Annotated in this window: 20 protein-coding genes; 16 read left to right on the top strand and 4 right to left on the bottom strand. The window is 64.8% G+C overall.

The annotated features are described in order from the left end of the window. Positions 1-23 precede the first annotated feature (23 nt). The 4 genes from U5A67_RS16070 (at position 24) to U5A67_RS16055 (ending at position 4,168) form a co-directional block, all read left to right on the top strand. Complete coding sequence (locus U5A67_RS16070) at positions 24-1,319, top strand: MFS transporter (protein WP_205984517.1); 1,296 nt, start codon at positions 24-26, stop codon at positions 1,317-1,319. 32 nt (positions 1,320-1,351) lie between these two features. After that, positions 1,352-2,029 (top strand): response regulator transcription factor, encoded by a 678-nt coding sequence (locus tag U5A67_RS16065; RefSeq protein ID WP_205984516.1) that lies wholly within the window; start codon positions 1,352-1,354, stop codon positions 2,027-2,029. A 22-nt stretch (positions 2,030-2,051) separates the two neighbouring features. Beyond that, on the top strand, positions 2,052-3,440 hold the full coding sequence (locus tag U5A67_RS16060) for a sensor histidine kinase (RefSeq protein WP_321815406.1): 1,389 nt from the start codon (positions 2,052-2,054) through the stop codon (positions 3,438-3,440). 143 nt (positions 3,441-3,583) lie between these two features. Further along, positions 3,584-4,168 carry a hypothetical protein gene (locus tag U5A67_RS16055; protein ID WP_321815407.1) on the top strand — a complete coding sequence of 195 codons (585 nt, stop codon included), beginning with the start codon at positions 3,584-3,586 and terminating at the stop codon, positions 4,166-4,168. A 117-nt stretch (positions 4,169-4,285) separates the two neighbouring features. Here the strand turns inward: U5A67_RS16055 and U5A67_RS16050 are convergent, their stop codons facing one another. From U5A67_RS16050 to U5A67_RS16040, 3 genes are all read right to left on the bottom strand, one after another. Then, positions 4,286-5,023 (bottom strand): response regulator, encoded by a 738-nt coding sequence (locus U5A67_RS16050; protein WP_321815408.1) that lies wholly within the window; start codon positions 5,021-5,023, stop codon positions 4,286-4,288. Between the two features lie 86 nt (positions 5,024-5,109). Continuing rightward, positions 5,110-5,238 (bottom strand): hypothetical protein, encoded by a 129-nt coding sequence (locus U5A67_RS16045; protein ID WP_321959720.1) that lies wholly within the window; start codon positions 5,236-5,238, stop codon positions 5,110-5,112. Between the two features lie 16 nt (positions 5,239-5,254). Further along, positions 5,255-6,484, bottom strand: a complete 1,230-nt coding sequence (locus U5A67_RS16040) for an MFS transporter (RefSeq protein WP_415767850.1) — start codon at positions 6,482-6,484, stop codon at positions 5,255-5,257. A gap of 181 nt (positions 6,485-6,665) precedes the next feature. Here U5A67_RS16040 and U5A67_RS16035 point away from each other — a divergent pair, with 181 nt between their 5' ends. After that, positions 6,666-7,667 (top strand): helix-turn-helix domain-containing GNAT family N-acetyltransferase, encoded by a 1,002-nt coding sequence (locus tag U5A67_RS16035; RefSeq protein WP_321815410.1) that lies wholly within the window; start codon positions 6,666-6,668, stop codon positions 7,665-7,667. Here U5A67_RS16035 and U5A67_RS16030 read toward each other — a convergent pair. Further along, positions 7,648-8,574 (bottom strand): LysR substrate-binding domain-containing protein, encoded by a 927-nt coding sequence (locus U5A67_RS16030; protein ID WP_321815411.1) that lies wholly within the window; start codon positions 8,572-8,574, stop codon positions 7,648-7,650. The genes U5A67_RS16035 and U5A67_RS16030 overlap by 20 nt on opposite strands. Before the next feature lie 92 nt (positions 8,575-8,666). Between U5A67_RS16030 and U5A67_RS16025 the strand changes: the two genes are divergently transcribed. From U5A67_RS16025 to U5A67_RS15975, 11 genes are all read left to right on the top strand, one after another. Continuing rightward, on the top strand, positions 8,667-9,641 hold the full coding sequence (locus U5A67_RS16025) for an alpha/beta fold hydrolase (RefSeq protein ID WP_321815412.1): 975 nt from the start codon (positions 8,667-8,669) through the stop codon (positions 9,639-9,641). Between the two features lie 71 nt (positions 9,642-9,712). After that, positions 9,713-10,708 carry an alpha/beta hydrolase gene (locus U5A67_RS16020; RefSeq protein ID WP_321815413.1) on the top strand — a complete coding sequence of 332 codons (996 nt, stop codon included), beginning with the start codon at positions 9,713-9,715 and terminating at the stop codon, positions 10,706-10,708. A gap of 184 nt (positions 10,709-10,892) precedes the next feature. Beyond that, on the top strand, positions 10,893-11,408 hold the full coding sequence (locus tag U5A67_RS16015; protein WP_321815414.1) for a sigma-70 family RNA polymerase sigma factor: 516 nt from the start codon (positions 10,893-10,895) through the stop codon (positions 11,406-11,408). A 24-nt stretch (positions 11,409-11,432) separates the two neighbouring features. Continuing rightward, a complete protein-coding gene (locus U5A67_RS16010; RefSeq protein WP_321815415.1) occupies positions 11,433-12,500 on the top strand; it encodes a FecR domain-containing protein in 1,068 nt (355 codons plus the stop codon). A 118-nt stretch (positions 12,501-12,618) separates the two neighbouring features. After that, positions 12,619-15,123 carry a TonB-dependent siderophore receptor gene (locus U5A67_RS16005; protein ID WP_321815416.1) on the top strand — a complete coding sequence of 835 codons (2,505 nt, stop codon included), beginning with the start codon at positions 12,619-12,621 and terminating at the stop codon, positions 15,121-15,123. Between the two features lie 258 nt (positions 15,124-15,381). Continuing rightward, positions 15,382-15,771: a hypothetical protein gene (locus U5A67_RS16000; RefSeq protein WP_205984505.1), complete on the top strand. Its 390-nt coding sequence runs from the start codon at positions 15,382-15,384 to the stop codon at positions 15,769-15,771. 196 nt (positions 15,772-15,967) lie between these two features. Next, entirely contained in the window at positions 15,968-16,933 is a 966-nt protein-coding gene (locus U5A67_RS15995) for a LysR family transcriptional regulator (protein ID WP_205984504.1), read from the top strand. A 47-nt stretch (positions 16,934-16,980) separates the two neighbouring features. Continuing rightward, complete coding sequence (locus U5A67_RS15990) at positions 16,981-17,655, top strand: response regulator transcription factor (protein WP_205984503.1); 675 nt, start codon at positions 16,981-16,983, stop codon at positions 17,653-17,655. 246 nt (positions 17,656-17,901) lie between these two features. Continuing rightward, positions 17,902-21,180, top strand: coding sequence for an efflux RND transporter permease subunit (locus U5A67_RS15985; RefSeq protein ID WP_321815417.1), 3,279 nt, complete (start codon positions 17,902-17,904; stop codon positions 21,178-21,180). After that, entirely contained in the window at positions 21,170-22,393 is a 1,224-nt protein-coding gene (locus tag U5A67_RS15980; RefSeq protein ID WP_321815418.1) for an efflux RND transporter periplasmic adaptor subunit, read from the top strand. Before U5A67_RS15985 ends, U5A67_RS15980 begins: the two co-directional genes overlap by 11 nt. Next, positions 22,386-23,885: an efflux transporter outer membrane subunit gene (locus U5A67_RS15975; protein ID WP_321815419.1), complete on the top strand. Its 1,500-nt coding sequence runs from the start codon at positions 22,386-22,388 to the stop codon at positions 23,883-23,885. Before U5A67_RS15980 ends, U5A67_RS15975 begins: the two co-directional genes overlap by 8 nt. The last annotated feature ends 13 nt before the right edge of the window (positions 23,886-23,898 follow it).

The following is a 23,898-nucleotide window of genomic DNA, read 5'->3' as shown; positions in this document are numbered from 1 at the left end:
TCTTTCATCAAAGGATGTCCAACATGTCTACTGCCATCAACGCCGCACCGGGCGAATCGAAAGCGCGCACGGTGTTCCGCGCGGTCAGCGGCAACTTCCTCGAAATGTACGACTTCATGGTGTACGGCTATTACGCCGCCGCCATCGCTGCCGCGTACTTTCCGGCCGGCAATGAGTTCGTCTCGCTGATGCTGGCGTTCTCCGTGTTCGGCGCGGGTTTCCTGATGCGCCCGCTCGGCGCGATCGTGCTCGGCGCCTATATGGACCGCCACGGCCGCCGCAAGGGTCTCATCATGTCGCTGTCGCTGATGGCGGTGGGGACCATGTGCGTGGCCTTCGTGCCGGGCTACGCGAGCATCGGTCTGCTTGCACCGGCGCTCGTGCTGGTCGGCCGTCTGCTGCAGGGTTTCTCGGCAGGCGCGGAACTGGGCGGCGTGTCGGTTTATCTCGCCGAAATCTCCACCAAGGGCAATCGCGGCTTCTACTGCTCCTGGCAGTCGGGCAGCCAGCAGGTGGCCGTGGTGTTCGCAGCGGCGCTGGGCGTGGTGCTCAACAGCCTCGTGCCCGCTCAGGAAATGACGAGCTGGGGCTGGCGCGTGCCGTTCGTGATCGGCTGCATGATCGTGCCCTTCCTGTTCTACATTCGCCGCACGCTGCGCGAAACCGATGAATTCCAGGCTCGCCGTCATCATCCGAGCCTGGGCGAAATCACCCGTGCGATCATCGCCAACTACGGCATCGTGCTGGCCGGCATGGGTCTCGTCATCATGACGACGACGTCGTTCTACCTGATCACCGCCTACACGCCGACCTTCGGCAAGGTCGTGCTCAAGCTCTCGTCGTACGATGCGCTGCTGGTGACGGTGTGCGTGGGCGTATCGAACTTCATCTGGCTGCCGATCGCCGGCGCCGTGTCGGACCGCATCGGCCGTGCACCCGTGCTGATCGCCTGCACCGTGCTGACCGTGCTGACCGCCTACCCGGCGATGCAGTGGCTCGTGGCGGCGCCGTCGTTCGCGACGCTGCTGGTGGTCGAGCTGTGGCTGTCGACGCTCTATGCGTGGTACAACGGTGCGATGGTCGTCGCCCTGACCGAGCTGATGCCGGTGCATGTGCGCACCACGGGCTTCTCGATGGCCTATAGTCTCGCCACGCTGGTTGGCGGTTTCACGCCGGCCATCTCCACGTGGCTGATCCACATGACGGGCGACAAGGCCGCACCGGGCGCATGGATGAGCGTCGCCGCTGTCTGCGGTCTGGTCGCCACGCTGTTCCTGTACCGCTCGAAGGCCACGCGCCAGCAGTACAAGACGGCCTGAGCGCCGTCCGTTCCAAACCTACGCAAACACGCATGAGACTGCTGCTCGTCGAAGACAACGAAGAACTCGCGCACTGGCTCGTGCGCACGCTGAGCGACGACGGCTTCATGCTGGATCACGTCGGTGACGGCGAGGCCGCCGAAGATGCCCTGCGCGCCTCGACCTACGACGTGGTCCTGCTCGATCTGAACCTGCCGCGCATGTCGGGCAAGGCGCTGCTGCGCCGCATGCGCGGGCGCGGCGACGCCACCCCCGTGCTGATCCTCACGGCCACGGGCGCGATCGACGAAAAAGTGGTGTGCCTGGGCGCAGGCGCCGACGACTACATCGTCAAGCCCTTCGACGCGCGCGAGCTGGTAGCGCGCGTCAAGGTGCTGGCGCGCCGCCAGGCGCCGTCGCGCTCGAACCGCATCCGCTGCGGCAATCTGCTGTACGACATGGACAGCCGCCGCTTCTATCTGGGCGACGAAGCGCTCACGCTCACGCCGCGCGAACATACCGTGCTGGAAACGCTGATCCTGCGCGCGAAAAAGACCGTCTCCAAGGCCACGCTCGCCGAATCGGTGAGCGACGCCGACGCGCCCACCAGCGAGGACGCGATCGAAATCTACGTCTCGCGCCTGCGCAAGAAACTCGAAAAAAGCACGGCGACGATCATCACGCTGCGTGGCCTCGGCTATCTGCTCGAAGATGCCGAAGCGGACGAATAACACCCCCGCCTTCCCCTAGCCGATGAGGCCCACCAACAGCCTGCGCGTGCGCCTTCTGCTCTGGCTCCTGCTGCCGATGACGGTGTTCATCGCGGCCGCCGGGTTGATTACGCGCGGCAACGCGTGGCGCACGGCCAATCTTCTGCAGGACGATGCGCTGCTTTCCGCCGCGCGCGTGATGGCCGGCGACATCGGCTGGGAAGGCAATGCGCTGAGCGCCTCGATCTCGCCGAGCGCCATCGAAATCCTGCGCACGCCGCACCGCGATCAGGTGTTCTTCCGCGTGCAGGAAATCGGCGGGCCGATCATCGCCGGTACTTCGGATTTTCCGCAGCACGTGCCCGAAACGTCGCCGCAGTGGTACGACGCCGCCGTCAACGGCACGCCCATCCGCGCCGTTTCGCTGATCCGGCCGATGTACGACGCGGGCACGACGCGCCGCGTGATCGTTTCGGTCGGGCGCACGCTCAGCGAGCGCGACGCCATGGCGGGCGCGCTCTGGCGGCCGCAGATGTTCTATTTCGCGGGCATCGTCACGGTGGCGGTGGTGCTGGTGTGCGTCGGGCTCACGCTGGAATTGCGCCCGCTCACGCGGCTTGCGCGCGGGCTGCCGCAGCGCGTGCGCACGTCGTCGCGCATGGCCTCGGTGCGCATCGACGTCGAGCCGCTGCGCACGGAACTGCGCCCGATCGTGAGCGCATTCAACGCCTGCCTCGATCTGATCGAGAAACAGACCGCCATGCAGCGCCGCTTTATCGCCGATGCCGCGCATCAGTTGCGCACGCCGCTCACGCTGCTCGGCACGCAGTTGCAATACGCGCGCCGCCAGCAGGACCCCGAACGCCTGCACGAAACGCTCACGGCGATGCACCAGAGCAACCGCTCGCTGGTTGGCCTGACCAACCAGTTGCTGACGCTCGCGCAAGCCGAATCGGCCGATTACACCCAGTTCGAAGGCGCGCCCGTGGATATGCGCGCGGTGGCGACCGGCGTGATCGAGCAACTGGCGCTGCTCGCGCAGCGGCGGCGCGTCGAACTGGTGGCGACGCTTGCGCCCAGCGCCGAAGTCATGGGCAACGAGCAACTGCTTTCGGTGCTGGTGTTCAATCTCGTCGATAACGCGATTCGCTATTCGCCTGCGGGCGGCACGGTCGCGGTGACGCTCACGGCGGGCGCGCACACGCATCTGCTGACCGTCGCCGACGAAGGCGCTGGCATTGCCGAACCCTTGCGCGACAAGGTGTTCGAGCCGTTCTTCCGCGCCTCGACCTTGCCGGGCAGCGGTCTGGGTCTGGCGATCGTGCGCGAGATCGCGCGCGCGCACGGCGCCGAGGTCAAGCTCGAACACGGCGCGCAAGGGCGCGGGACCGTAGCGGTGGTGGAATTCGCGGGACGGCAGGCGGGGGCCTGAATCAAGCTTGAGTGGCCTGAGCGACTTGCGTGCCTTGAATGGCGGCTTGCCTTTCCGCCACTTACAAACCCGCCCCGGGCGCGGACGAACGGCATACGATGGCGCCAATAATCATCGATCCGTTCATGCCACGGGGGCATTCCATGACAATCAGCATCGCCGCGACTTCGACCGGCAATTCCCCTTCGTTCTACGCGCTCTGGACCTCGACGCCCAACGCCGACGATGGCGTGACGTCGAGCAACGCCCTGTCGTCATCCGACGATCATTCCGCCGATCTTTCCAGCGATTCGGGCCCCGATCCGCTCGCGCAGGCCATCGCCGCCGCGCTGAATTCGCTCGGCACGACCACGGACGGCGATATCAGCGTGGTCAGCGACGACACCGCAAGCGACGGCTCGTCCAGCTCGGCCGATACGATCGCCGCGCTCCAGCAGTTTCTCGGCTCGCTGTTTCAGGCGGCTGCGCAGCAAAGCGGCACGGCTTCCGTGAGCTATACCTGCGATCTGGCTTCGGCGGTGTCGGGGCTGGCGCAGTCGTCGTCGACATCGAATAGCGCGCTGGCGTCGAATTACCAGAATCTGCTCGATACGCTGGGCGTGCAGTCGGACGATCCGCTCGAAGATTCCGCGCCGGATCTTCAGCAATTCCTCGCGACGCTCGCGGGCAATCTGCAGGCGCAAGGCGCCTCCAGTTCGAGCGGGCTGTTCATCGACACTTCGGTTTGACGATCCGCTGACTTTCGACTGACTTCACAGACACGCAGCCGCCAGCGGCGCGATGAGGTCTCGGTGGTACCTGACGCGCCGGGCGGTCTCGCCGGCGCGCTTTTTATGGTGGCGGCTTCAGGTGGCGCTTTCGTTCAGCGCGTCGGGCGTTTGCGAGGGATCGGGCACGAACACGTAGCCCTTGCCGCGTACCGTGTGGATATAGCGCGGAGCGGCCGGATCGTCCTCGATCACGCGGCGCAGACGCCAGATCGGCACGTCGAGGCTGCGCTCGCGGAATTCGCGCGCCTCGCGATGCACGATGTCGTGTATCAGCGTGCGCGTGAGCACTTTGTACGGGTGAGTCGCGAAGATCTTCAGCAGCGCGAATTCGCTTTCGCGCAGCGGGATCGGCGTTGGTCCGCGCGACAGCGAGCGCATCGTGAAGTCGAGTTCGAACGGGCCGAACTGATAGCGCGAACGCACCTCGGGCGCGCTGGCCGTCGAAGGCCCGCGACGGCGCAGGATGTTCTGGATGCGCACGAGCAATTCATGCGGATCGAAAGGCTTGGGCAGATAATCGTCCGCGCCCAGCGTGAGGCCGCGAATGCGGTCGGACACGCTGCCGCGCGCGCTCACGAAGATCACGGGAATATCGTCGCCGGCTTCGCGCAGCGCGGCGATGGCTTCGAGACCATCGGTCTGCGGCATCATGATGTCCAGCACGACGATCGAAGGCCGTTCGCGTTCGAGGCGGCGCAGCAGATGCTTGCCGTCGTGCAGGACTGCTGTATCGAATTCATGCGAGCGTAAAAAACGGCTCAGCAGATCGCGCACGACGGGATCGTCGTCAACTATGAGGACACAGGGCTTCATGCGCGAATTTTATAGCAGCGCCTGTACCGGCATGAGGGGCGTTTCCTTACCCTTTCTTTCTGTTGTCAGCGCATTTCGTTGCGCATTCAACCACAAAAAGTCAGCCCCGAAAGCAGCGTCAATAGCATCGATGGCGTAAGCCAGTACGCGAATGCCACAGCGCTCGATGCCGCCAGCAGCAACGCAATCGACACCGCAATCCATGTGGGTTTCATGCGGTTTTATGCTGCTTTATGCCGATAGTGCCGCGCCAGCGTTGAAGCGCGCGACGCGCCGGTCGTCGATCGGCAAATGCAGCAGACCCGACAAAACGCCCAGCGCAATCGATCCATACCAGAGCCATGCATAGGAATGCGTAGCATCGAAAACCACGCTGCCAAGCCACACGCCAAAGAAGCTGCCGATCTGATGGCCGAAGAAAACGAAACCAAATAGCGTGGCGATATAACGCACGCCGAACACCTGCGAGACGATGCCGTTGGTCAGCGGCACCGTGCCAAGCCAGGTCAATCCCATCACGAAAGCGAACACGTAAAGGCTCGCGGGCGTCAGCGGCACTGTAATAAACAGTGCCATTGCGGCGGCGCGCGTGAAGTAAATTCCGCAGAGCAGATATTTGCGGCGCAAGAATCCGCCTGCATAGCCGCACAAAAACGTCCCCGCCGTGTTGGCCAGCGCAATGATCGCCAGCGCCATGCTGGCCTCGCGCGCGCTCATGCCGCGATCGAGCAGCCAGGCAGGCAGATGCGCGCCGATAAAAGCCAACTGGAAACCGCAGGAAAAGAAGCCCAGATTGAGCAGCCAGAAACCGCGATGCGCGAGCGCTTCCTTCACGGCTGCGCGCATCGTGTCGCCAGCGCAATCCTGCGCGGAGTTCGCAGCGGGCCGGTCGCGCAGCCACGCCGCGAGCGGTGCCGTCGCGAACATCAGCGCCGCCATCACGCCGATCGCCGATGCCCAGCCGATCGAGCCGATCATCGCTTGCGCGAGCGGCACCATCCAGAATTGCCCGAGCCCGCCGATCGTGCCCGCGACGCCCAGCGCCCAGCCGCGTTGATCGGCGGGAAAGAGGCGCGAGAGTGCGCCATACACCGCGCCGAACGCCGTGCCCGACAACGCGATGCCGATCAGCACGCCCACGCCCAACGTGTAAACGCCCACCGATTGCGCGTGCGCCATCACCGCCAGGCCGAGCGCATACAGCAGCGCGCCCGCGAAAATCACGCGCGCCGAGCCGTAACGATCCGCAATCATGCCGGTGAACGGCTGCGAGACGCCCCACAGCAGATTCTGTAACGCCAGCGCAAGGCCGAAGGTCTCGCGCGGCCAGCCGCGATCGAGCGTCACGGGCAAAAGGAACAGCCCCTGCACGTTGCGCACGCCCAGCGCCGCGCCCATCACCACGCCGCCCGCCACGACCAGCAGCCAGCGCTGCCGCCATGCGTCTTCCGCTGCTCTCACGATGGTCTCCTCGATGCCGCCATGCACGCAGTAGAACGCGCGCAGCGCAGGACGCTCAAGTGAGTTTTTGGCGCGCTTCGCATGCATCTGACGCATGCGAAGGTTCATCGATGCGCCTTGAAGTAGTTGCGAATCGCAACTAGAATCGATGACTGGCCATCACTCTTCATCGGGAACGATCATGGATTTCGTCGATACCCCCGCGCAGAACCGCGACACCACCATCCTCGAATTGCGCGACTTCTCGCGAAAGCTGGTGCGCGAGCTGGGTTTCATGCGCTCGACGCTGGCCGAAAGCGATCTTGCGCCGTCGGCGGTCCATGCCGTGCTGGAGATCGGCATGCGGCCCGGCATCAACGCGCGCGATCTGGGGCAGACGCTGCGTCTCGATAAATCGAACACCAGCCGCCAGGTGGCGCGTCTGGAAGCCGATGGCTTCGTCGAGCGGCGCGCCTGTGCGGACGACGCGCGCTCGTCCGCGCTGCATCTCACGGCGGAAGGCCAGAAGCTGCGCCGCAAGATCGACCGTTTCGCGACCGATCAGGTCTCCAGCGCGCTGCGCCGCATGATGCCCGCCGACCAACAGGCGCTGCTGCGCTCGCTCGCGCTCTACGCGGACGCACTGGCGCAGGACAACGGCGCGAAAGACGCAGCCAAAGACAAAAACGCCGCTGCCTCAACCACCGCCGAGGCAAGCGGTCCACGGGTCCACGAAGGCTACCTGCCCGGCTGTATCGGCGATATCGCGAGTCTGCACGCGCGTTTTTACGCCGCGCATTGGGGCTTCGGCGCGTTCTTCGAGCAGAGGGTCGCGACGCAACTCGCGGCGTTCGCGGGCGCGCTGCCGGCGGTGGGCAAGGCGCTCTGGCTGGGCGTCGAGAACGGCCGCACGCTGGCATCGCTCGCCATCGACGGCGATATGCAAACGGGCATCGCGCATCTGCGCTGGTTTATCGTCGACGATGCCTTGCGTGGCTGCGGCATGGGCCGCGAATTGATGACGCGCGCCATGCGTTTCGTCGATGAGCTGGGCTTTCGCGAAACGTATCTCTGCACTTTCAAGGGGCTCGACGCGGCACGGCATCTGTACGAGTCGTTCGGCTTTGCGCTGACCGAGGAAGCGCCGGGCGCGCAGTGGGGCACGACGGTCACGGAGCAACGTTTCAGTCGCGTCGGGCCGTAATCAGGTCGTCGCGCGCTTCGTCCAGAATCCACTCGATCACGGCGCCCGCGTCCGCGCGCGGCGCGGCGTCGGCCTGATGCAGCCAGTAGGCGTAACCGGTCGGCTCACCCGCCTCGCCGATGGCCACGAGGCGTCCATCCGCCAGCATCGGCGCAACCAGCGCGAGGCGGCCCAGCGCGATGCCGCGCCCCGCCAGCGCCGCCTGGATCACCTGGTCGTAACGGTTGAAGCGCAGCACGCCGCGCGCGGGCAAGCCTTCGAGGCCGAGCGCGCCCAGATGGTCGGGCCAGCGCAGCATCGGGCGGCGCGGGCCTTCGAATTCGAGCAGCACGTGGCGCGCGAGCGTGGCGGGGTCGAGCGTCGTCACGCCCAGCGACGGATGCGCGACCGGCAGCACATATTCCTCGTAGAGCCGGTGCGCCGTGGCGGACGCGCCCGGCGACGCGTTCGCGGGCGCGTAGCGCAGCGCGAGATCGATGTTTTCGGCGCGCAGGTCGAGCACCTTGTCGGTGGCGGCCACGCGCAGATCGACATCGGGATGACGATCCTGCAGCGCGCCCAGACGCGGCAGCAGCCAGAGCCCGGCCACGCCCAGACTCGCCGTGATCGTCACGGGCTGGCGCACGCGCGGCTGCATCAGCGCATCGACCACCTCCTGAAGCTGGCCGACCGCGCCTTCGGCAGCGCGGAAGAGACGCTCGCCTTCGGGCGTGAACGAGATCGAGCGATAACCGCGATTGAGCAGACGCACGCCCAGCTGGGTTTCGAGCGCGTTGACCTGACGGCTCACGGCGGACTGCGTGAGGCAGAGATCTTCGGCGGCGAGCGTGATGCTCATGCGCCGCCCCACGGCGACAAAACCACGGATGAAATCGAGCGACGGTAGCTTGACGAGCGGGATTGCCATGCGTGTGCCTCATGCGAACGATGCACGAAGATTGATTGAGCGCGGCGGCTGGGTCAAGTTCAATGACGGGGTCGCCTCTGGACTACGCTCATATGACCGAACATCCGCCCACACCGGTGCGCCTGCACGCCGCCGATGGCTTCACGCCCGGCGGCTTCGTCTGGCGGCATGGCACGCGCTCGCTGGCCGATGGCTCGCCGCGCCCGCTTGCGATCGTCAATGCGGCCACGTCCGTGCGTTGTCGCTATTACTTTCGCTTTGCCGTGTGCCTGCATCGGCATGGCTGGGATGTGCTCGTGTACGACTATCGCGGCATCGGCGAATCGCGGCCTGCGCGGCTAGCCGATCTCGACGCGACCTGGCTCGATTGGGGCGAGCGCGATTTCGAAGCGGCGCTGCGTTATGCGCGCGAGGCGTTCGCAGGACAGCCGGTCGATGTGGTGGCGCATAGCATCGGCGGATTGGTGACGGGGCTGGCGCCGTCTGGCGGGTCGATTCGCCGGGTAGTGACGGTGGGCGCGCAGTACGCTTACTGGCGTGATTACGCGCCGCGCAGCCGCTTGCCGATGTTGCTCAAGTGGCATGCAGTCATGCCGCTGCTGACGTGGATGTGCGGCTACTTTCCGGCGAAGCGGTTGGGCTGGATGGAGGATACGCCACGCGGTGTCGCGCTTTCGTGGAGCCGTAGCCGGGCGCGCTTCGAGGAGACTCACGCGCGTGCGCCAGGCGCACGTTCAGCGCTGGTGACGCGCCTCGCTGCGTTCACCGCGCCGGTTCTCGCGATCAGCATCACCGACGATCCCTTCGGCACGACGCCTGCCATCGAGCGTTTGCTGGCTTATTTCACACATGCGCCGCGCACCCATTTGCGCATTGCGCCGGCGCAGATCGGCGTGGATGAAATCGGCCATTTCGCGTTTTTTCATAGCCGGTTCGAGGAAACGCTGTGGCCGCTCGTGGTGCAGTGGTTACGTGCGGAAAAGCTGCCGGTGGATGCGCCGGGCCGGGTGGTTTCCGCGATCCATATCGCCAAGGTCATCGAGCCCTCCGCACTCGTCACGCAATAAAATAGATCGACCGTTCTTTTCCATCCAAAATCTGCTATCGTGCATGCGCAGCGATCCTCCTAGGAGTCTCCATGAGCGCATCATTCGCACACCGTTACGCCTACACGAACGGCATCCGCATGCACTACGTCGAGCACGGCGAAGGTCCGCTCGTGCTGCTCTGCCACGGCTGGCCCGAGTCCTGGTACTCGTGGCGCCACCAGATGGAAGCGATCGCCGCCGCCGGTTATCGCGTGGTCGCGCCCGACCAGCGCGGTTATGGCGATACCGAAGTCCCGCTCGACACCGCCTCCTACGACATCCTGAATCTGACCGGCGATCTGGTCGGCCTCGTGCACGCGCTCGGCGAAACGCGCGCGATCCTCGCGGGCCACGACTGGGGTTCCATCGTCGCGGCTACGACAGCGCTGCTGCGCCCCGACATGTTCCGCGCCCTCGCGCTATTGAGCGTGCCGTATCTGCCGCGCTCGCGCGTGCGGCCCGCCGCTTACTTCCAGACGCACACGCTCGAAAAGCACTTCTATCAGGACTATTTTCAGGCGCCCGGCCGCGTCGAACGCGAACTGGAAGCCGATATCCGCCAGTCGCTGCTCGGCATCTACTACACGGCGGGCGGCGAGAGCCGTCGGCATCCCGAGCATCGGCGCAAGGGTTTTATCGGCTTCGAAAAGCACCAGCGTTTCGTCGATAGCCTCGCGTATCCCGAGACGCTACCGGGCTGGCTGCCCGCCGCCGATCTCGATATATTCGCCGCGCAGTTCGCGAAGAGCGGCTTTCGCGGCTCGATCGACTGGTATCGCAATCTCGATCGCAACTGGGCGCTCACGCCCTTTCTCGACGGCGCGCGCATCCAGCAGCCCGCGCTGTTCGTCGCGGGCGAGCAGGACGGCGTGATCCACATGATGGCGAAGGCCTACGAGCAGTTGCAGGACCACGTGCCGCGCCTGACGAAGAAAGTGCTGCTGCCCGAAGCCGGCCACTGGGTCCAGCAGGAGCGGCCCGACGAAGTCAACGCGCTGCTGCTCGACTTCCTGCGCGATCCGGCCGTGCACGGCGCGATGCGCTGACGCTCGCGCCATCGGGCGCTGGCAATCGATTCACCGCAAAGGGGCCATTCAAGCCCCTTTTTTCATTGCTGAAATTGTTGCGCAATCTGTAATCTCACGATATAAATGCAAATCATTCGTATTCAGGTCGCATAGTCCGGCCGACTGCACCGGCCAGCGGCGCGGGAAACAAGGGGTTTGCTCGATGTCCGCCGTCATGATCGATGCGCAACAACAGGTGCACGCGCTCTATCGCGATCATCACGGCTGGCTGCATGGCTGGCTGCGCCGCAAGCTGGGCGATGCCTTCGAAGCCGCCGATCTCGCGCACGACACTTTCCTGCGCATCCTGAGCGCGCACGAGCGCCTGGGCGCGCCCGAACTGCGCGAGCCGCGCGCCTATCTCACGACGGTCGCGCGCCGCGTGCTCATCAATCACTACCGGCGTCTGTCGCTCGAACAGGCGTTTCTCGACGCGCTTGCGAGTCTGCCGGAACCGCAGGTGCCGTCGACCGAAGAGCGCCTCGTGATCCTCGAAACGCTGCATGAAGTCGATACGATGCTCGACAGTCTCGCGCCGAAAGTGCGCATGGCGTTCCTGCTGGCACAACTCGAAGGGCTGACTTACGTCGAGATCGCCGAACGCCTGCAGGTGAGCGAACGCACCATCAAGCGCTATATGGCCGATGCCTTCGAAGCCTGCCTGATGATGGTGCTGTGAGGATGGCGCGATGAGGACGGCGCCGTGAACGGCCAGATCGACAACACGAACGCCGGCACCGACGATGATCAACGCCCGCTCGAGCGCCATGTCGCGCGCGCGGCGGCCGAATGGCTCGTGCGTCTGGCCGACAATCCCACGCCCGAAGAGATCGACGCCTGCACGCGCTGGCGTGCCGCGCATCCCGAACACGCGCGCGCGTGGCGGCGCGCCGAACGGCTTCACGCGAAGTTCGACGCGCTGCCCGCGAGTGTGGGCATGCCCGCGCTCACGCGTGCTGAGCGCGGCACACGGGGCAAACGCGACACACGCGGCACGCGTGCCGATCCCGCGCAACGTCGCGCGGCCATCAAGACGCTGAGCGTGCTGCTGGTCGCCGGGCCCACTGCCTGGCTCGCCTGGCGCACGACGCCGTGGCGCGTCTGGTGCGCCGACGCGCGCACCGCCACCGGCGAGCGCCGCACGCTGATGCTCGCCGACGGCACGCGCGTGGATCTGAACACCGCCACCGCGCTCGACGTCGACTTCGACGCACACGAGCGGCGCGTGCGCCTGGACGCTGGCGAAATCCTCGTGGAAACCGCGCCCGATCCGCAGACACCCGCGCGGCCCTTTATCGTGCAAACCGACGATGGCCGCATCCGCGCGCTCGGCACGCGCTTTGTCGTGCGCCAGGACGGCGACACGCACGTCGCGGTCTATCACGGCGCGGTGGAAGTCACGCCCGCCGACGCGCCGCATCTCGCGCGCATCGTCGCCGCCGGAGAGCAGACGCGCTTCACGGCGACCAGCATCGACGGTCTCACGAGCGCCGACCCGCACGACGCGGACTGGACGCGCGGCGTGCTGTTCGCGCAGCGCGTGCGTCTGGCCGATTTCCTCGACCAGTTGAGCCGCTACCGGCCGGGCCTCGTGCGCTGCGATCCGGCGGTGGCCGATCTGCATATCTCCGGCGCGTTCCAGCTCGCCGATACCGACAACATCCTCGCCGCGCTGCCCGAAACGCTGCCGGTGCAGGTGATCTGGCGCACGCGCTACTGGGTGACGGTCGTGCCGGGTCCACAGCCCGCATCCCCAGGCGGCGCGGCCTGAGTTTTCCGGGCTGTCGGCAGGCGCAAAAAAATTTTGCGAATCCGTGTCCCCTTTCCTGATCTCGCGTGTCAAGCACGTATCAACCGATTCAACACACATCGTCCGATCAGGAGTTTCCATGTCTGCACGCCGGCCCCGCCGCGCACCCGAGCCCGTTGCGCGCCACGCCGCCCGCTCGCGTTTTCCTCTGTTCGCCGCCCGCCGCGTCACGTCGAGCGCGACGGTTGCGCTCGCCTTGCGCGCGATTCCGGCCAGCCTCGCGCTGGGCGGACTCTGCGCCACGCCCGCGTTCGCGGCACAGGCCGCTGCCACGGCGGCCGCCAGCAAGACCTATGACGTCGCCGCCGGGCCGCTGGGCACCGCGCTCTCCGATTTCGCGATGCAGGCCGGCGTGACGGTCCAGCTCGACGCGAGCCTCGTCGACGGTCTTGCGAGCAAGGGTCTGCACGGCAGCTATTCGGTCGCCGACGGCTTCAGCACGCTGCTGGCGGGCACCAAGCTCGAAATCGCGCAGAGCAGCACCGGCGTGTGGCTCGTGCGTGCGCGCCCGGCCGCGGCCGGCACCGCAGCCGACGACACCACGCTGCCCGCCGTCAAGGTGGCCGGGCAGAGCGACAGCCCGTATGGCCCGACCGAAGGCGTCGTCGCCAAATGGAGTTCGACGGGCACCAAAACCGGCACGCCGATTGTCGAAGCGCAGCAGTCGATCTCGGTCGTCACGCGCGACCAGATGAACGAGCAGAACGCGCAGACGCTGAACGCCGCCGTGCGCTACGAAGCGGGCGTCAGTACGGAAACGCGCGGCGGCGTCGCCACGCGCTACGACATGCTCAATATTCGCGGCTTCAGCGCGGACACTTACTGGAACGGCCTCAAGCAGATCCAGAACGGCATGTATTCGGTGCCGCAGGTCGATCCGTATCTGATGGATCGCATCGACGTGCTGCGCGGGCCGGTTTCGGTGCTCTACGGCCAGGCGAACGCCGGCGGCCTGATCAACCAGGAAAGCAAGCTGCCGACCGTGCAGCCGTATCACGAACTGGGCGTGGAGTTCGGCAACGATCGCCATCAACAGGCGACGATGGACTTCTCCGGCCCGATCGCCGGCGACCAGCACTATCTGTATCGCTTCACGGCCATCGGCCGCCAGGAAGACGGTCAGGTCAACAGCACGCGCAACGAGCGCGTGGCGGTGGCGCCATCCTTCACCTGGCGCCCCGACGAGAAGACCACGCTCACGCTCTACGCGCTCTATCAGCGCGATCCGGCCAGCACGTCGTATGGCAGCGTGCCGGCGGTCGGCACCGTGCTGTACGATCCGCTCGGCACGATCGGGCGCAGCTTCTATGATGGCGAGGCCAATTTCGAACGCTTCAGCCGCACTCAGGAAGCGGTGGGTTATCAGTTCGAGCACGCGCTCAACGATACGTGGAAGGTGCGTTCGAACGCCCGCTACTATCACATCAGCGAAGACTACGCGAGCGTCTACGGCAGCAGTCTCGAAGACGATTACCGCACGCTCGACCGCAATTCGATCGCGTCGAACGAGCAGATGAATTCGTTCGCCATCGACAATCAGGTGGAAGGCAACTTCTCCACCGGACCCGTCGATCACACCGTTCTGGCCGGTTTCGATTATCAGCACATGGCCACGACCTACGCGACCGGTTATGGCAGCGCGCCTTCGATCGACGTGTTCGATCCCGTGTATGGCGCAGCGGTGGAAGACCCCGCGCGCACCACCACGCGCGCGAGCAGCAACCAGTACGGCGTCTACGCGCAGGACCAGTTGCGCTACAAGAAAGTGCTGATGACGCTGGGCGTGCGCCAGGACTGGGCCAACACGGTCACGAACGACATCACCGACAACACGCGCCAGTGGCAGAACGATCACGCCTTTACGTGGCGCGGCGGTATCAGCTATCTGTTCGATAACGGCATCGTGCCGTACTTCAGTTATTCGGAGTCCTTCTCGCCGCAGTCGGGCACGGACATCAACGGCAAGGCCTTCGATCCCGAGCGCGGCCGACAATACGAACTGGGCATCAAGTATCAGCCGAAGCATTACAACGCGCTGTTCACGGCGGCGATCTTCGATCTCACGCGCAAGAACCTGCTGACCGCCGATGCGAGCAATCCTTCCTATTACTCCGAAGCAGGCGAAGCGCGTTCGCGCGGCGTCGAACTCGAAGCGAAGGTCAGCCTCACCCGTTCGCTCGACGTTTCCGCGAGCTATACGTACCTGAACACGATCTACACGAAGGACAACAGCGGTCTGCAGGACAAGCATCTGGCCGCAATTCCGTCGAACCAGGCTTCGCTGTGGGCGTATTACACGATTCATGGCGGCCCGCTGGCGGGTCTGTCGATCGGCGGCGGCGGACGTTATACGGGCGCAACCTATAGCACCGACAACAGCTTCCAGGTGCGCAGCTTCTTCCTGCTGGACGCGGCATTGCGCTACGACCTCGGTTACGCGATTCCGCGCCTGAAGGGTTCGGAGGTCTATATCAACGCGCAGAATCTGTTGAACAAGACTTATGTGGCGTCGTGTTACTACGGTAATTATTGTGCGTATGGATATGGTCGCCAGGTTTTTGCAGGGCTCAAATACCACTGGTAATTGTCGTAACTGAAATAGTCCATTGCGGATTATTTTTGCGTTCGCGCGTTATATGACACGGCTGTCATTTAACGCGTGAACGCAGGCTTCATTCTTCTCGCCTTTTCCCGCCATCCCACCTTCTGCACACGCGCAAAATCACGCACGTCTCGCCGTTTTCTAAATTAGTTTTCATGTTGAGTGAGCGGCAACTTAAAACACCGATGCCGGGCCGGAACCGATAATTCCTTCCAGTTTCTGGACTGCGAGGAATGCACCATGCAAAAGCCGATGTCGGTCGAACTCATCAATGAATATGGCGAGCACGCGGTCAGCGTGAATATCGACGGCCATGCCGCGCTGCTCGATACCGCCGACGTAGACGGCCTGATCGAAGAATTGAGCAAGCTGCGCGCACAAATGCGCCCGGCCGTACCCGAGCAGCCTTTGCGCTCGCATCAATACGTGCTCGAAATCGATCCGTGCTGGTACACCGAACGCAATCCGCTGTTCGACGGCGCGGTGGTATTTCTGCGCCATACCGGCCTGGGTTGGGCCGGTTTTGCCATTCCGACCGAAAGCATGCAGCGCCTCAAGGACGCCCTGAGCGCGCACGAAGCCGCCGCGCAGCGCGAGGCGCGCTTTCCCATGCACGCGTTGCCGAATTAGGCCGCACACGGCGTAGCGGAATAATCCGCCGCGCCAACCGTTCAACTCGTGAATACGGACCCGCGCGCAGCGCGAGCGGGCCTGCGCCGTCATGCGTGATTGTCCACGCGTGCGCTGCGCCCGTTCGTCCCTTCCATTCAGGGCATGCTGCGCGCGGCCCTGAGCCTTCTCGCCATTATCGGCAAGGACTCGCCAAATGAACCAGCTACAAGCCATGCGCGTTTTCACGCGCGTTGTCGATCTGAGCAGCTTCAGCCTCGCGGGCAAGCAACTCGGCATGTCCGCCGCCGCGGTCACGCGCAGCGTCGGCATGCTCGAAGCGCATCTGAATATGCGTCTGTTGAACCGCTCGACGCGCAGTCTTTCGCTGACCGAAGCGGGCCGTCTCTATCTGGATGGCTGCCGCGCGGTGATCGACAAGCTCGACGAAGTCGAATCCGAACTCGTGCGCGCCACGCGCGACCCGAGCGGCGTGCTGCGCATTGCCGCGCCTTCGGTATTCGCAAGCGGTGCCCTCAGCGCGCTGCTGGGCGCGTATCGCGGCGTGAATCCGCGGGTGGATTTCGACGTGACCGCTTACGACAGCCATATCGACATGATCGAAGGCGGCTACGACGTCTGCTTCGCCACCGACCGCCAGCAGGTCAACGCTTCGCTCGTGAGCCGCAAGCTCACATCGGTGAAGGAACTGGTGGTGGCCACGCCCGCCTATCTCTCGCGCAAAGGCATGCCGCGCACGCCCGCCGATCTTTCGCAGCACGATCTGCTCGCCGTATCGGACGCGCCGCGTAGCTGGGAATTCGCCAACGCCGAAGGCGTGCAACGCGTGAACGTAAGTGGCCCGCTCACCGCCAGCGGCTATGCCACGGTGCGCGCTGCCGCGCTCGCCGATATGGGCGTGGCGCTGCTGCCGCTGCCGCTGGTTGCCGACGATATCGCGCGCGGCGTCATGCTGCCGGTGCTCAATGCCTACGATGTCAACGGCGGCATGCAGCACGTGTCGATCGTCTATTCGGGCCGCAATTATCTGACGATGAAAGTGCGCAGCTTTATCGACTTCGCCGTCGAGCAGTTTCGCGGCCAGCCCGCGCCGGCGCATCACCTTCCCGCCACCCATGCCATGCCGCACACGCTGCGCGCAGTTGCGCAATACGCCGCCTGATTCATGGATGATCCGCGCGATCATCCCGCCTCGACTCCTGGAAAGCCATGCCCAGAATATTGACCATCGAAGACGACGCTGTCACGGAACAAAGCGTCGTCCCCACGCTCGCCTCCACAGGCTTCACCGTCGATGTCGCGCGCTCCGGCCGCGAAGGCATCGCCATGGTGATGGCCGGCGACTATGACGTGGTCGCGCTCGAGCGCCGCCTGCCCGATCTCGACGGGCTCACCATCGTCACCACCATGCGCGGCGTGGGCATCGAAACGCCCGTGATCGTCATGAGTTCCACCACCGGTGTGGAAGAACGCATCCAGGGGCTGCGCGCCGGTTGCGACGATTACCTCACGCGGCCTTTTTCGATCGACGAAATGTCCGCGCGCGTGGAAGCGCTCGTGCGCCGCCGCACGCGCCCGGTTGCAGCGGAAACGGTGCTGCGCGTCGGCCCGATCGAACTCGATCTGGTCAAGCGCAAGCTCACCTGCCGCGACAAATTGCTGCGCCTGCGCCCCACCGAATTACGCGTGCTCGAATTCATGATGCGCCACGCGGGCCAGGTGCTCACGCGCACGATGATTTTCGAAGGCGTCTGGGGCGGCCGCTTCGATCCGGGCACGAACCTGGTGGATGTGCATGTGGGACGTCTGCGCAATCGCGTGGATACGCCTGGCGAGCCTTCGCTGATTCGCACGATACGCGGCTCCGGTTATCTGCTCGGTTAATCGAATTGACGCCATTGCGAATAAACTTTTTTATTCAGCGATTCGCAGTCCTTTTTGTTAAAAAAACCAGTCGATAAATAAAACTTCTTTCATCTGTCTGGTTGCAGGACGTTACACCCCGCCCGCCACAATACCGGCGTCGGTTCCACAGTAGTTTCCCGTACTTTTCACGCTTTTTTTGCGCCATCTGGGCGCACCGGTACGCGACGGGAACCGGCGCCGATGTTCTGAACGGAGCCCCTTCTGATGCTGAAAATCGTCCGGCTGGCCTTGAACCGTCCGTACACGTTCATCGTGCTGGCCCTGTTGATCCTGATCGCTGGCCCGCTCGCTGCGTTACGCACGCCAACCGATATCTTCCCGGATATCCGCATTCCCGTGATTAGCGTGGTGTGGAATTACGCCGGTCTGCAACCCGACGACATGTCGGGACGTATCGTCACCTATTACGAGCGCACGCTCGGCACGACTGTCAACGATGTGGCCCACATCGAATCGCAGTCGTTCCGCGGCTATGGCATCGTGAAAATCTTCTTCCAGCCGACCGTGGATATTCGCACCGCCACGGCGCAGGTGACCTCGGTTTCGCAGACCGTGTTGAAGCAGATGCCGCCAGGCACCACACCGCCGCAGATTCTTAACTACAACGCGTCCACGGTGCCGGTGCTGCAGCTTGCGCTCACGAGCGACAAGCTCAACGAGCAGCAACTCGGTGACTACGCAACCAACTTTATCCGGCCGCAATTGCTGTCCGTATCGGGTGTTGCGATTCCCACGCCATATGGCGGCAAGACGCGCGAAGTGCAGATCGACCTGAATCCGCAGGCGCTGCAGGCGCGCAAGCTCTCCGCGCAGGACGTGGCGAATGCGCTCGCGCAGCAGAACCAGATCATTCCTGCGGGCACGCAGAAGATCGGCCAGTTCGAATACAACGTGCGCCTGAACAACAGCCCGTTGTCGATCGACGCGCTCAACAATCTGCCGATTAAAACGGTGGATGGCGCCGTGATCTATATGCGCGACGTGGCGCACGTACGCGACGGCTATCCGCCACAAGGCAATATCGTGCGCGTGGACGGTCACCGTGCGGTGCTGATGTCGATTCTCAAGAACGGCTCGGCATCGACGCTCGACATCATCGCGGGCGTGAAGGCCAAGCTGCCGCTGATCGAACAGTCGCTGCCGCCTAGCCTCAAGCTCGTGCCGCTGGGCGATCAGTCGGTGTTCGTGAAGGGCGCCGTGAGCGGCGTGGCGCGCGAAGGCATTATCGCGGCTGCACTGACTTCGGCCATGATCCTGCTGTTCCTCGGTAGCTGGCGCTCGACGCTCATCATTGCGGCGTCGATTCCGCTGGCCGTGCTTGCGGCTATCGCGGGTCTCGCGGCTTGCGGTGAAACGCTCAACGTCATGACCTTGGGCGGGCTCGCGCTAGCGGTGGGTATTCTCGTCGACGATGCCACGGTGACGATCGAGAACATCAACTGGCATCTGGAACAAGGCAAGGACGTGCGCAGTGCGATTCTCGACGGCGCCGCGCAGATCGTTGCGCCCGCACTGGTTTCGCTGCTGTGTATCTGTATCGTGTTCGTGCCGATGCTGCTGCTCGACGGTATCGCACGCTACCTGTTCGTGCCGATGGCCGAATCCGTGATCTTCGCGATGATCGCGTCGTTCATTCTTTCGCGTACCTTCGTGCCGATGATGGCGCGCTACCTGCTCAAGCCGCACGCGTCGCAAGGTCACGCATCGGGCGAACTCGCGGCCATCATGGCACCGCATGGCGCGCACGATCACGTCAAAGTTTCGCGCAATCCGCTGGTGCGTTTCCAGCGCGGTTTCGAGCGTCGCTTCGAGCGCATTCGCGCCGGTTATCGCGGCGTGCTGGGTCTTGCACTCACGCATCGCAAGCGCTTCGTCGTGGGCTTTCTCGCCATCGTGATGCTGTCGTTCGCGCTGGTGCCGTTCCTTGGCCGCAACTTCTTCCCGAATATCGATTCGGGCGAAATCGAAATTCACGTGCGCGCGCCGATCGGCACGCGTGTGGAAGACACCGCCGACCTCTTCGACCATATCGAAGACACGGTGCGCCATGCGATTCCGGCCGACCAGCTTACGAGCATCATCGACAATATCGGCCTGCCGAACAGCGGTATCAACCTCACGTACAACAATAGCGGCACGATCGGGCCGCAGGACGGCGACATCATGATTTCGCTCGGCGAAAATCATGCGCCTACCGCGCAGTACGTGAAAATGTTGCGCACGCAACTTCCACGCCTGTTCCCGGGCACGACGTTCTCGTTCCTGCCTGCGGATATCGTCAGCCAGATCCTGAACTTCGGCGCGCCCGCACCGATCGACGTGCAGGTCAGCGGCCCGAACATGCAAGCGAACAAGAAGTACGCCAACGAACTGCTGCGTCTGGTCGCCAAGGTGCCGGGCGTGGCCGATCCGCGTATCCAGCAGGCCTCGACCTATCCGCAGTTGACCGTGGCCGTCGACCGTTCGCGTGCGGATGAACTCGGCATCACCGAGCAGGACGTGACGAACTCCGTGGTGGCCAGCCTGTCGGGCACGAGCCAGGTGTCGCCGACCTACTGGCTCAACCCGAAGAACGGCGTGTCGTATCCGATCGTCGCGCAGACGCCGCAATACCGCATGACCACGCTCTCCGATCTGCAGAATCTGCCGGTCACGAGCAAGACCGGCGGCTCGCAGATTCTCGGCGGCATCGCCACGATCACGCGCGGCACCGCCGACGCCGTGGTCTCGCACTACAACATCATGCCGCTGTTCGACATCTACGCGACCACGCAAGGTGCCGATCTGGGCGCGGTGGCGTCGCAGATCCAGGCGGCCATCCACGCTACCGCCAAGGACGTGCCGAAGGGCTCGACCGTGACGATGCGCGGCCAGGTGCAGACCATGAACAGCGCGTTCACGGGCCTGCTGCTCGGTCTCGCGGGCGCGGTGCTGCTGATCTATCTGCTGATCGTCGTGAACTTCCATTCGTGGGCCGATGCGTTCGTGATCGTCTGCGCGTTGCCGGCCGCACTCGCGGGCATCGTCTGGATGCTATTCACCACGCACACGCCGCTGTCCGTCCCGGCGCTCACCGGCGCGATTCTCTGCATGGGCGTGGCGACCGCCAACGCGATTCTGGTGGTGTCGTTCGCCCGCGAACGTCTGGCCGTCACCGGCGACGCGCTGCGCGCCGCCATGGAAGCCGGCTTCACGCGCTTCCGTCCGGTGCTGATGACGGCGCTGGCGATGATTATCGGCATGGCGCCGATGGCGCTCGGCATGGGCGACGGCGGCGAACAGAACGCCCCGCTCGGCCGCGCCGTGATCGGCGGCCTGCTGTGCGCGACGCTGGCGACGCTGCTGTTCGTGCCCGTGGTGTTCAGCCTCGTGCACCGCAATGACCGCGGCGATGGTCACGACGATTCCGATAACGACGAACCGCACGCCACCATCCCCACTCTGGAACAACCCGCCCTCGAGGGAGAATCCCATGTCCACTGAAGTCGACATCGCCCCGCCGCAATCGCTGCGCCATCTGAAGTCCGTCGCCGCCGTGGCGTTGATGGTCGCCGCCGGGATCGTCTCCGGCGGTCTGTTCAGCCGCGTGCACGCGCATCAGGAACTCACGTCCTGGACCGACGCCCAGGCCGTGCCCACGGTCGCCACCGTGCTGCCCGAGCCGAGCCCGGCCTCGCAGGCGCTCGTGCTGCCCGGCCATCTGGCCGCGTATATCAACGCGCCGATCTACGCGCGCGTCTCCGGCTATCTGCACGCCTGGTACGCCGATATCGGCACGCATGTGAAGGCGGGCCAGTTGCTGGGCGTGATCGATACGCCCGATCTCGATCAGCAGCTTCAGCAGGCGCGCGCCGATCTGCAGAACTCGATCGCCAACGAAAAGCTCGCGGCCACCACCGCGAAACGCTGGACCGAGATGCTCAAGCAGGATTCGGTTTCGCAGCAGGAAGCCGATGAAAAGACCTCGGACCTGATCGCCAAGCAGGCCACCGTGGACGCCAATCAGGCGAACGTGCGCCGCCTCGAAGCGCTCGAATCGTTCAAGCGTCTGACCGCGCCGTTCGACGGCGTGGTGACGGCGCGCAAGACCGACGTGGGCGCGCTCATCAGCGCGGGCAGCGGCAGCGGCCCGGAACTCTTCACGGTGTCCGACGCGAGCCAGTTGCGCGTCTACGTGAGCGTGCCGCAGAGCGACGCGGCGTCGATCAAACCGGACATGCACGCCACGCTCACGGTGCCGGAGCGCCCGGGCATGCAGTTCGATGCGAAGCTCGTCGATACCGACCAGTCGATCTCGCCCACGTCGGGCACGATGCTCGTGCAACTTTCCGTCGACAACAAGCAGGGCATGCTGTTCCCCGGCGAGTACACGGAAGTCCATCTGGCGATGCCCGGCGACGCGCACGCCCTGTTCGTGCCCGCCAGCGCGCTGATCTTCCGCTCGCACGGCATGCAGGTGGCCGTCGCGGGCGACGACCATAAGGTGCAGTTGCGCGACGTGACGATCGGCACCGATCTGGGCACGCGCGTGGAAATCATCGAGGGGTTGAAGGCGGGCGAACGCGTGATCGACAACCCGCCCGATTCGCTGACGAACGGCGATGTGGTGCGCCTCGCCGCCACGGCGGCGACCAATGCGCCCGCGAAGACCGCATCGGCCAATGCGTCGCACGACGCGGAGCAGGCGCATGGTTAAGCGGTTCCCCCTGCCCTCTCTGGCGCGCGGGCGCTTGAAGCTGGTTGCGCTCGCAACGACTGCGTTGCTGGGCGCGTGCTCATTCGCGCCCGTCTATCACGCGCCCGCCGCAGCGATCCCGACGCACTTCAAGGAAACCGGCGGCTGGCAGATGGCGCAGCCCGCCGACGAATTGCCGCGCGACGGCTGGTGGAAAGTCTTCCATGATCCGATGCTCGATCAGCTCGAGCCGAAGGTCGCCAAGGCCAACCCGAACATCGCCGCCGCGCTCGCGCGTCACGACGAAGCCGACTCGCTCACCGCCCAGGCCAAATCGGCGCTGTTGCCGACCATCGGCCTCGGTGCGCAGGTGCAGCGCGACCGGCAGTCGGCGTTGCGCCCGCTGCGCGGCTCGGGTCAGCCGAACGTGTACAACGCGAACACGCTCGATGTGGGCATCGGCTACGACCTCGATCTGTGGGGCAAGGTGCGCAACGAAGTGAAGGCCGGCCAGGCCACGAGCGAGGCCAGCGAGGCCGATCTCGCTTCGCTGCAACTGAGCCTGCAGGCAAAGCTCGCGACGACCTGGTTCAACCTGCTCGGTCTCGACCAGCAGTCGAAGCTGCTCGACGATACGATCGCCGCCTACCGTCACGCGCTGGAGTTGACCGAGAGCCGCCATCGCGGCGGCATCGCTTCTGATCTGGACGTGTCGCGCGCGCAGAATCAGCTCGCCGCCGCGCAGGCTTCCGCCGACGACGTGAGCGCGCGCCGTGCCCTCTACGAGCACGCGATCGCCACGCTGATCGGCGTGCCGGCGTCCGACTTCAACGTCGCGTCCGACACGCTGCGCCCGCATCTGCCGAATCTGCCCGCCGGGCTGCCTTCGGCGCTGCTGCAACGGCGCCCGGACATCGCGGCGGCCGAACGCCGCGTGGCCTCGGCCAATGCGGAGATCGGCGTGGCGAAGGCCGCGTTCTTCCCGGATCTGTCGCTGGGTCTGGACGGCGGTTTCCAGAGCGACACCTTCAGCCCGTGGCTGGCCGCGCCCAACGAGATGTGGTCGATCGGCCCGACGCTCGTGCAGACGATCTTCGACGGCGGTCTGCGCAAGGCAAAGGTGCGTGAAGCGCGCGCGAAGCTCGCCGAGAACGGCGCCGATTACAAGGCCACCGTGCTCAATGCGTTCCAGCAGGTCGAGGACAATCTCGCGCTGCTGCACCATCTGGGCGACGAAGCGCAACGCGAAGACGAGGCGCTCACGGCCGCCCAGCGCACGCTGACGCTGTCGATGTCGCGTTACCGCGATGGCGTGGTGAGTTATCTGGATGTGGTGACGGCGCAGACGACGGCGTTGTCCACGCAGATTTCGTCGCTGGAACTGGATACGCGGCGGCTGAACGCAACCGTGGGCCTGATTCAGGCGATCGGCGGCGGCTGGAGCACGCAGCAACTCGATGCCAACGCCGACGCGAAAGCCGACGCGAAACCTGACGCAAAAACAGCGTCCTGACGTAACAAAGCGG

Source organism: Paraburkholderia sp. J69-1, assembly GCF_905220255.1.
GTDB lineage: Bacteria > Pseudomonadota > Gammaproteobacteria > Burkholderiales > Burkholderiaceae > Paraburkholderia.
This window is presented reverse-complemented; position numbering and strand designations above follow the sequence as displayed.

Bases quoted from the DNA above. Each gene is read 5' to 3' on its own strand.
- U5A67_RS16065 (WP_205984516.1), top strand. From the start codon at position 1,352: ATGAGACTGCTGCTCGTCGAAGACAACGAAGAACTCGCGCACTGGCTC.
- U5A67_RS16050 (WP_321815408.1), bottom strand. From the start codon at position 5,023: ATGAAGCCCTGTGTCCTCATAGTTGACGACGATCCCGTCGTGCGCGAT.
- U5A67_RS16000 (WP_205984505.1), top strand. From the start codon at position 15,382: ATGCAAAAGCCGATGTCGGTCGAACTCATCAATGAATATGGCGAGCAC.
- U5A67_RS15975 (WP_321815419.1), top strand. From the start codon at position 22,386: ATGGTTAAGCGGTTCCCCCTGCCCTCTCTGGCGCGCGGGCGCTTGAAG.
- U5A67_RS16070 (WP_205984517.1), top strand. From the start codon at position 24: ATGTCTACTGCCATCAACGCCGCACCGGGCGAATCGAAAGCGCGCACG.
- U5A67_RS16015 (WP_321815414.1), top strand. From the start codon at position 10,893: ATGTCCGCCGTCATGATCGATGCGCAACAACAGGTGCACGCGCTCTAT.
- U5A67_RS15985 (WP_321815417.1), top strand. From the start codon at position 17,902: ATGCTGAAAATCGTCCGGCTGGCCTTGAACCGTCCGTACACGTTCATC.
- U5A67_RS16035 (WP_321815410.1), top strand. From the start codon at position 6,666: ATGGATTTCGTCGATACCCCCGCGCAGAACCGCGACACCACCATCCTC.
- U5A67_RS16020 (WP_321815413.1), top strand. From the start codon at position 9,713: ATGAGCGCATCATTCGCACACCGTTACGCCTACACGAACGGCATCCGC.
- U5A67_RS16045 (WP_321959720.1), bottom strand. From the start codon at position 5,238: ATGAAACCCACATGGATTGCGGTGTCGATTGCGTTGCTGCTGGCGGCA.
- U5A67_RS15990 (WP_205984503.1), top strand. From the start codon at position 16,981: ATGCCCAGAATATTGACCATCGAAGACGACGCTGTCACGGAACAAAGC.
- U5A67_RS15995 (WP_205984504.1), top strand. From the start codon at position 15,968: ATGAACCAGCTACAAGCCATGCGCGTTTTCACGCGCGTTGTCGATCTG.
- U5A67_RS16060 (WP_321815406.1), top strand. From the start codon at position 2,052: ATGAGGCCCACCAACAGCCTGCGCGTGCGCCTTCTGCTCTGGCTCCTG.
- U5A67_RS16055 (WP_321815407.1), top strand. From the start codon at position 3,584: ATGACAATCAGCATCGCCGCGACTTCGACCGGCAATTCCCCTTCGTTC.
- U5A67_RS16025 (WP_321815412.1), top strand. From the start codon at position 8,667: ATGACCGAACATCCGCCCACACCGGTGCGCCTGCACGCCGCCGATGGC.
- U5A67_RS15980 (WP_321815418.1), top strand. From the start codon at position 21,170: ATGTCCACTGAAGTCGACATCGCCCCGCCGCAATCGCTGCGCCATCTG.
- U5A67_RS16030 (WP_321815411.1), bottom strand. From the start codon at position 8,574: ATGGCAATCCCGCTCGTCAAGCTACCGTCGCTCGATTTCATCCGTGGT.
- U5A67_RS16005 (WP_321815416.1), top strand. From the start codon at position 12,619: ATGTCTGCACGCCGGCCCCGCCGCGCACCCGAGCCCGTTGCGCGCCAC.